Source organism: Streptomyces sparsus, from assembly GCF_054776295.1.
This window is the reverse complement of record NZ_BAAHCA010000195.1, coordinates 1-6,819: the sequence shown is the minus strand read 5'-3', so window position 1 is coordinate 6,819 and position 6,819 is coordinate 1. Positions and strand designations below refer to the sequence as shown.

Sequence of the window (6,819 nt, the reverse complement as noted above, 5' to 3'; positions counted from 1 at the left end):
CCAGCGGATCGGAGTCGGCTTCCCCCTGCGGTGTGCCGGCGGTGCCGGGCATGGAGCTGCACATGGGGAAATCATGGCATAGGTGGCGAATTGTCCGACTGTGCGGCGCGCAGCTTCCGCCCGGTCGTCGCCGGAGGTCCGCGACACCAGTGCGCCCCCGCTCGCCGGGCGGGCGAGCGGGGGCGCGCTGGTGCGGTGGTGCCGCGGTGGTGAGCGGCGTGCGGTGTCCGGCCGGTGGTGTCAGTGGGTCTCACGCCACGGGGCCGGTCACCTCACGTTCGCTCAGAACTGCACGTCGTTGCAGGAGTAGAAGGCGTTCGCGGTGTCGGCGATGGTCCACACGCCGAGGATCAGGTGCTTGCCCGACTTGCCGGTGGGCACCGTGCCCTGGTGGCTCCAGTTGAAGTCCGGGCGCTGACCGCCCATGTGGACCGTCATGAAGGGCTGGGACTCCAGGTCGGCCCTGGTGAGCGGCTTGTTGGGGTCCCAGCCGTCCTTGGTGATGTAGTACTTGAAGTCGGTCGTGGCGTGCGCGGCGGTCAGCTTCCACTTGAAGGTGTAGCCCTGGCCGCCGGTGAGCTTGTTGGTGGGCCAGTTCCCGCCGCGCGGGTCGTCCAGCTGGGCGAACTGCTGGTTGCCGCCGGAACAGATGGCGCCGTCCCTCGGGCCGCCCTGGGGGAAGCCCTTCGGGCCCTCCACGCTCTGCGGCTCCCACCGGATGGAACCGCAGTTGCTGACCGTGCCGTTGGCGCAGAACGCCTGCCGGCTCGTGGGGGCTTCGCTGTAGCCGTGCCCCTGGGCCGACCCGCCCATGGCGAACATGGAGACTCCGGCGATGCCGAGTCCGGCCAGGGCGGCTGTGATCTTGGTGCGCATGCTTCTCTCTCTCCGTGGGGTGGAGGGGACCTGAAGGCTTGCGGCAAGCGGTGGTGCGGTCTAGACCAAAGCTGAACCTAGTCGCGTCGATCAGACATGTCCAGACCAATGCACGACGTGATCGATCCACCGGGCCGCCCTGGAGGCCACGACCAACTCCGCGTTCGGCAGGTCGTTCTCCCGCACCCGGGCACGTGCCGCACCGGGGGAGAGGCCCGCCGCCAACTGCCGCGCGACCAGGCGGTCCTCCCGGGTGCCGACCGGCCCGTCCAGGTACCAGAGCGCGTCCAGCCGCTCGCGCACCGCGGCCCAGCCGGGCAGCTCGCAGGCGAGGTAGTTTCCCTCCGTCACCACCACGAGGGTGTCCGGCGGCACCACGTGCCGGGCCGCGACCGGCTCGTCCAACGACCGGTCGAAGTCCGGGCAGTAGACGTCCGCCCCGCCGGGCCGGGCCAGCCGTCCGAGCAGTGCCGCGTAGCCGGCCACGTCGAAGGTCGGCGGCGAGCCCTTGCGGTGGCGCAGCCCCAGCCTGTCCAACTGCGCGTTGGAGAGGTGGAATCCGTCCATCGGGGCGTATCCCGCGGCCGTCGGCCCGTACCGCTCGCACAAGCCCTCCACCAGCGCCCGGGCCAGTGTCGACTTGCCCGCTCCGGGCGGCCCCGCCAGCCCGAGCAGCGCTCGTTTCCGGCCCGCTTTCCGCACCTGCCCACCGACCCGCCACGCCTGTTCGATGATCTCCTCGGTCCGCATGTGACCAGCCTGCCGGACACGTCCGGTGACGGAGGCCGCCGCACACGGCGTCGGCACAACCAGATCACCGGCCGGAAACGGGCGGCATAGAGATGGCCAACCTGGGTAGTGGCGCGCCCATGGCTCGACCACCGAGAAAAATTCAGACAATCGCTGAAAGTGGGATCAGCCGCCGCTCACTGCTCACCGGTGTGGCGGCGCTGGGCGTGCTCGGCGCTGCGGGGTGCAGCCGAGCACCTGATGAGGGCCGCGTGGAGGGCGGCGACCTCCTGGAGCGACTTCGGGACCGCGGGACGGTGCGTATCGGCATCGCCAGCGAACCACCGTTCGGCTACATCAACCGCGACGGTGAACCGGCCGGCGAGGCGCCCGCCATCGCCAAGGTGATCTTCCCGCGCCTGGGCATCGAGAACGTCGAACCGGTGCCGACCGAGTTCAGTGCGCTCATCCCCGGCCTCAAGGCCCAGCAGTTCGACGTGGTGTCGGCCGGGATGTACATCAACCCGACCCGTTGCGAGCAGGTCCTGTTCGCCGATCCCGACTACCTGATGCTCGACGCCTTCATCGTGCCCGAGGGCAACCCGAAGGGCATCCGCCGCTACGAGGACATCGTCGAGAAGGGACTGCGCCTGGCCAGCGGCCAGGCCTACGCGGAGATCGAGTACGCCAGGGCGGCCGGGGTGAAGGACATCCTCATCCTGCCCGACCAGGTGGCGGGCCTCGACGCGGTGGTGCAGGGCCGTGCGGACGCGTTCGCCGGCACCAACATCACCGTCACCGACGTCGTGAAGGACGCGCCGAGGGCGCAGGCCACCGAGGCCTTCCAACCCGTGGTCGACGGTGAGCCGGCCTACGGGGCGGGCGGATTCGCGTTCCGCCTCTCGGAGAAGAACTTCCGGGACGCCTTCAACAAGGAGCTGCACAAGCTCAAGGCCAACAACAACGAGGAGCTGCTGGAGATCGTCCGGCCCTACGGCTTCACCGAGGACGAGATGACGGATCTCACGGCCGAGGAGCTGTGCTCATGACGACCGGCATCTTCACGAACTGGTTCCTGCCCGGCGTGTGGATCACCATCCAGGTGACCGTGTACAGCGCGGCGCTGGCCGCCGTGGTCGCCTTCGGCATCGGCATCGCCCGCACCTCCCGCTGGTGGATCGTCCGCTTCCTGGCCGGCGTGTACTTCGAGATCTTCCGCGGCACCTCGGCGCTGATCTTCATGCTGTGGATGGCCTACGCCTTCCCGCTGATGTTCGGTTGGCAGTTCGTGCCGATGGCGGCCGGAGTCCTGGCGCTGGGCCTCACCTACGGCGCGTACGGCGCCGAGGTGGTCCGCGGCGCCCTCGCCTCCGTCGACGAGGCGCAGCGCGAAGCCGGCATCGCCCTGAGCTTCACCCGGATGCAGCGGCTCCGCCGGATCGAGATCCCGCAGGCATGGCCGGAGATGGTGCCGCCCTTCAACAACCTGCTCATCGAGCTGCTGAAGGGCACCGCGCTGGTCTCGATCATCTCGGTCGCCGACATGACCTTCGCCGGCAACCTCGCCAGGCTGGCCACCACGGAGAGCACGCCCGCCTACACCCTGCTGCTCGTCTCGTACTTCGTCATCGCCTTCGTCCTCACCCGTGGCATGCGGGCGGTCGAACGGCGTGCCAAGGCCGGTATCGGACAGGCACCGCCCAAGGGCGGCGGATTCATCAGCCGCAAGCTCAGCGCGCGCGGTGAGAGCACGCAGGCTGCGTCGCAGGGCGCTGGAGGTATCGGATGAACTGGGACTGGGAAGTCGTCGGCGACTTCATGCCGCGATTCTGGGACGGGGTGCAGGTCACCCTGCAGGCCCTGGTCGTCGGCAGCCTGATCGCCTTCGCGCTCGGCCTCGTGTGGGCACTCGCACAGCGCTCCTCGATCAAGTGGGTGAGCTGGCCGGTGACCGCGTTCACCGAGTTCATCCGCAACACCCCGCTGCTGGTGCAGCTCTTCTTCCTCTTCTACGTGGTACCCGAGTGGGGACCCTCGATGTCCCCACTGGCGACCGGCATCATCGGTCTGGGCCTGCACTACTCGACGTACACGGCCGAGGTGTACCGGGCCGGTATCGACGGTGTGCCGGTCGGGCAGTGGGAGGCGGCCACCGCGCTCAGCCTGCCGCGCCGCCGGACCTGGACCTCGGTGATCCTGCCGCAGGCCATCCGCCGCGTGGTGCCCGCACTGGGCAACTACGTGGTGTCGATGCTCAAGGACTCGCCGATGATCTTCGTCATCGGCGCGCTGGAGATGCTCGGTGAGGCGCGCTCGTTCAGCAACGAGACCTTCACCTTCGAGGCCTACACGGTCGTCGGTATCGCCTTCATCCTCATCGCCTACCCGGCCTCCCTCCTCATCCGATCCCTGGAGCGTCGTCTTGTCCAGTGACATCAACAACCCGTCCCCCGAGCCGACCGAGCCGGCCGGGACCGCCGAGGCGGGCTCCGAGACCACAACCACCACAGCGTCGGACGAACCCGGCACCGCCGCGGGCGGCAAGCGGGCGAACGGCCGTGAACTGATCCGCTTCGACAGCGTGACGAAGCGTTTCGGCGACAACGTCGTGCTGGACAACCTCGAGTTCAGCGTCGACGCCGGCAAGCACGTGACGCTCATCGGGCCGTCCGGGTCGGGCAAGACCACGATCCTGCGGCTGCTGATGACACTGCTCAAGCCCGACGAGGGCACCATCAAGGTGGACGGCGAGTACCTCACTCACGAGGAGCGCGGCGGCAAGCTCGTTCCGGCGGGGGAGCGGCACACCCGCGAGGTGCGCAAGAAGATCGGCATGGTCTTCCAGCAGTTCAACCTCTTCCCCAACATGAAGGTGCTGCGGAACATCACCGAGGCACCGGTGCACGTCCTGGGCATGTCCAAGGACGAGGCCGGCGAGCGGGCCCGCGGCCTGCTCGAACTCGTGGGCCTCACCGAGCACATGGACAAGTACCCGTCCCAGCTCTCCGGCGGCCAGCAGCAGCGGGTCGCCATCGCCCGGGCGCTGGCCATGCGCCCGCAGGTGCTGCTGCTGGACGAGGTCACCTCCGCGCTCGACCCCGAGCTGGTGGCCGGGGTGCTGGACGTGCTGCGGGACATCGCCCACACCACGGACATCACCATGCTGTGCGTCACCCACGAGATGAACTTCGCCCGGGACATCTCCGACACGGTGCTGATGTTCAACGAGGGCCGGGTCATCGAGTCCGGGTCGCCGGACAAGATGTTCAACAACCCCGACAACGAGCGGACCCGCGAGTTCCTCAGCGCGGTGCTCTGAGCGGAAGACGCGGGTCCGGCGGCGCCCCCGCCGGACCCGCGTCGCGTCGTGCCTGGCCAACGGCATATGCCGATAGCAGCAACGAGTGGTCAGGATCGGGGTCTTGGGCGCTATCGTGATAAGGCAAGTGCGTGACCGGTTGCAACGGTCACGACGCAAGCAGTCACTACCTTCCGAGGGGGACACGTGGCACCGAAGCCCTTGCCGACTGTGCCGTTCCATTCGGTGCGGTACGCCCTGCGGGTGTTGGAGGCGGTATCCACGCAGAGCGACGGCGCCACCGAGGACCGGCTCGCTCGCGAGACGGGCCTGCCACCCGGCCATCTGGCACACCTGCTGATCATGCTCCGCCGGGAGGGCTATCTCGACCAGCTGTCCGACGGCGGCTACGTGGTCGGGGAGGCGCTGTCCCGGCTCGCCGCGGGCGGCGACCGGACCGCCGTGCTCCAGGACAAGCTCCAGCGCACGCTCACCGAACTGCGCGACGACATCGGTGCCGCCGTCTACATCAGCCGCTACGTGGACGGCGAGGTGAAGATCACCCAGTTCGCCGCCGGGCCCGGCACGCCCGCGGTCAACGAGTGGGTCGACTTCAAGGCCGCCGCGCACGCCAGCGCGGTCGGCAAGTGCCTGCTCACCCAACTCGACCACGACGGCCGCCGCGACCACCTCTCCCGGCACCGGATCATCCGGCTGACCTCCAGGACGACCACCAACGAGCGGGTGCTCTTCAGCCAGCTCGACAGCCAACCGCCCACCGTGCCGGTGCTCGACCTCCAGGAGTACGCGGTCGGCACGGTCTGCGCCGCGGTCCCGGTGACGGCCGGCTCCTCGGTCGGCTGCCTGGCGCTGTCCCTGCCGCTCGAACACGCCCACCGGCTGCGTTCCGCCGCCCGCAGACTCAACGAGCAGGCCGCACCCGTGCTGCTCTCGCTCTCCATCTGACCGTTCCCCCCGACCGGCCTCTCCGCCCGACCGCTCTCCGCTCGACCGGCCCGCGCCGAAACCGGTTGCCGAGCACTCCACGGCACCGGGTAGGATCGTCATACGTCAGCAGGCGCCGCTAGCTCAGTTGGTTAGAGCAGCTGACTCTTAATCAGCGGGTCCGGGGTTCGAGTCCCTGGCGGCGCACAGACAGCCAAGAGGCCCTCCGCTCCGGCGGAGGGCCTCTTCGCCTGTCCGCGCCCCGGCGCCCTCCCGCCCCGTGCCGCGGCCCGTGCCGCGGCCCGATCCCGCCGCGGGTCCGGCCCGCCGACGGGCGTCGAATGTCGTCCCGCTGGGCAGGACGGCTCGTATGCCACCATCGGCTGAGCGACTTCACTGGAGGCACGATGGCCGACCGCTACATCACCGTCTCGCTCGACAAGCGCGGCGTGCGCTGTACCGCCAAGCTGCTCGACGACCGCGCACCGATCACCTGCGCCGCGGTCTGGAACGCCCTGCCGCTCGGCGGCGACGTCTACCACGCCAAGTACGCCCGCAACGAGATCTACACCCTGCTGCCGCCCTTCGCGCCCGAGGAGCCGCCGCTGGAGAACCCGACGATCACCCCCATCCCGGGTGACCTGTGCTACTTCACCTTCACCCAGACCCAGCTGGGCACCGCCTCCTACGGCTACGAGTCGGACGCCGACCACCAGGGCCGGACCACCGTCGTCGACCTGGCGCTCTTCTACGAACGCAACAACCTGCTGATCAACGGCGACGCCGGCTGGGTGCCCGGCATCGTGTGGGGCAGCGTGGTCGAGGGCCTCGACGAGATGGCCGACGCCTGCCAGGACCTGTGGCGGGCCGGCGCCCTGGGCGAGAGCCTCAACTTCCGCCGCGCCTGACCCACCACCCCGCCACCCGCCCGCCCGGCCCCCTCCCGGCACCCGTCCCGCGCACCCCCCCCC

8 protein-coding genes and 1 tRNA gene are annotated in these 6,819 nt (G+C 69.5%); 7 read left to right on the top strand and 2 right to left on the bottom strand.

Annotated features, from left to right (window positions below; all coding sequences use genetic code 11):
- Positions 1–282 precede the first annotated feature (282 nt).
- Positions 283–876, bottom strand: a complete 594-nt coding sequence (locus tag ACYVE9_RS11855) for a lytic polysaccharide monooxygenase auxiliary activity family 9 protein (protein WP_461027754.1) — start codon at positions 874–876, stop codon at positions 283–285.
- Between the two features lie 90 nt (positions 877–966).
- Positions 967–1,626, bottom strand: a complete 660-nt coding sequence (locus tag ACYVE9_RS11850; RefSeq protein WP_461027753.1) for a nucleoside/nucleotide kinase family protein — start codon at positions 1,624–1,626, stop codon at positions 967–969.
- Between the two features lie 119 nt (positions 1,627–1,745).
- On the opposite strand from ACYVE9_RS11850, the gene ehuB reads away from it, so the two are divergent.
- From ehuB to ACYVE9_RS11815, 7 genes are all read left to right on the top strand, one after another.
- Complete coding sequence (gene ehuB, locus ACYVE9_RS11845; protein ID WP_461027752.1) at positions 1,746–2,654, top strand: ectoine/hydroxyectoine ABC transporter substrate-binding protein EhuB; 909 nt, start codon at positions 1,746–1,748, stop codon at positions 2,652–2,654.
- Positions 2,651–3,394, top strand: coding sequence for an ectoine/hydroxyectoine ABC transporter permease subunit EhuC (ehuC, locus tag ACYVE9_RS11840; RefSeq protein ID WP_461027751.1), 744 nt, complete (start codon positions 2,651–2,653; stop codon positions 3,392–3,394). Before ehuB ends, ehuC begins: the two co-directional genes overlap by 4 nt.
- Entirely contained in the window at positions 3,391–4,038 is a 648-nt protein-coding gene (gene ehuD / locus ACYVE9_RS11835; protein WP_461027750.1) for an ectoine/hydroxyectoine ABC transporter permease subunit EhuD, read from the top strand. The genes ehuC and ehuD overlap by 4 nt, the downstream gene beginning before the upstream one ends.
- 130 nt (positions 4,039–4,168) lie before the next feature.
- Positions 4,169–4,924 carry an ectoine/hydroxyectoine ABC transporter ATP-binding protein EhuA gene (ehuA, locus tag ACYVE9_RS11830; RefSeq protein WP_461027755.1) on the top strand — a complete coding sequence of 252 codons (756 nt, stop codon included), beginning with the start codon at positions 4,169–4,171 and terminating at the stop codon, positions 4,922–4,924.
- A 186-nt stretch (positions 4,925–5,110) separates the two neighbouring features.
- Positions 5,111–5,869: an IclR family transcriptional regulator gene (locus ACYVE9_RS11825; RefSeq protein ID WP_461027749.1), complete on the top strand. Its 759-nt coding sequence runs from the start codon at positions 5,111–5,113 to the stop codon at positions 5,867–5,869.
- Between the two features lie 112 nt (positions 5,870–5,981).
- Positions 5,982–6,055 (top strand) — tRNA-Lys (locus tag ACYVE9_RS11820).
- 200 nt (positions 6,056–6,255) lie between these two features.
- Positions 6,256–6,756 (top strand): DUF3830 family protein, encoded by a 501-nt coding sequence (locus tag ACYVE9_RS11815; RefSeq protein WP_461027748.1) that lies wholly within the window; start codon positions 6,256–6,258, stop codon positions 6,754–6,756.
- Positions 6,757–6,819 lie beyond the last annotated feature (63 nt).

Excerpts from the sequence above, each read along its gene's own strand:
- ehuC (WP_461027751.1), top strand. The coding sequence starts at position 2,651 with ATGACGACCGGCATCTTCACGAACTGGTTCCTGCCCGGCGTGTGGATC.
- ehuB (WP_461027752.1), top strand. The coding sequence starts at position 1,746 with ATGGCTCGACCACCGAGAAAAATTCAGACAATCGCTGAAAGTGGGATC.
- ACYVE9_RS11855 (WP_461027754.1), bottom strand. The coding sequence starts at position 876 with ATGCGCACCAAGATCACAGCCGCCCTGGCCGGACTCGGCATCGCCGGA.
- ACYVE9_RS11850 (WP_461027753.1), bottom strand. The coding sequence starts at position 1,626 with ATGCGGACCGAGGAGATCATCGAACAGGCGTGGCGGGTCGGTGGGCAG.
- ACYVE9_RS11815 (WP_461027748.1), top strand. The coding sequence starts at position 6,256 with ATGGCCGACCGCTACATCACCGTCTCGCTCGACAAGCGCGGCGTGCGC.
- ehuD (WP_461027750.1), top strand. The coding sequence starts at position 3,391 with ATGAACTGGGACTGGGAAGTCGTCGGCGACTTCATGCCGCGATTCTGG.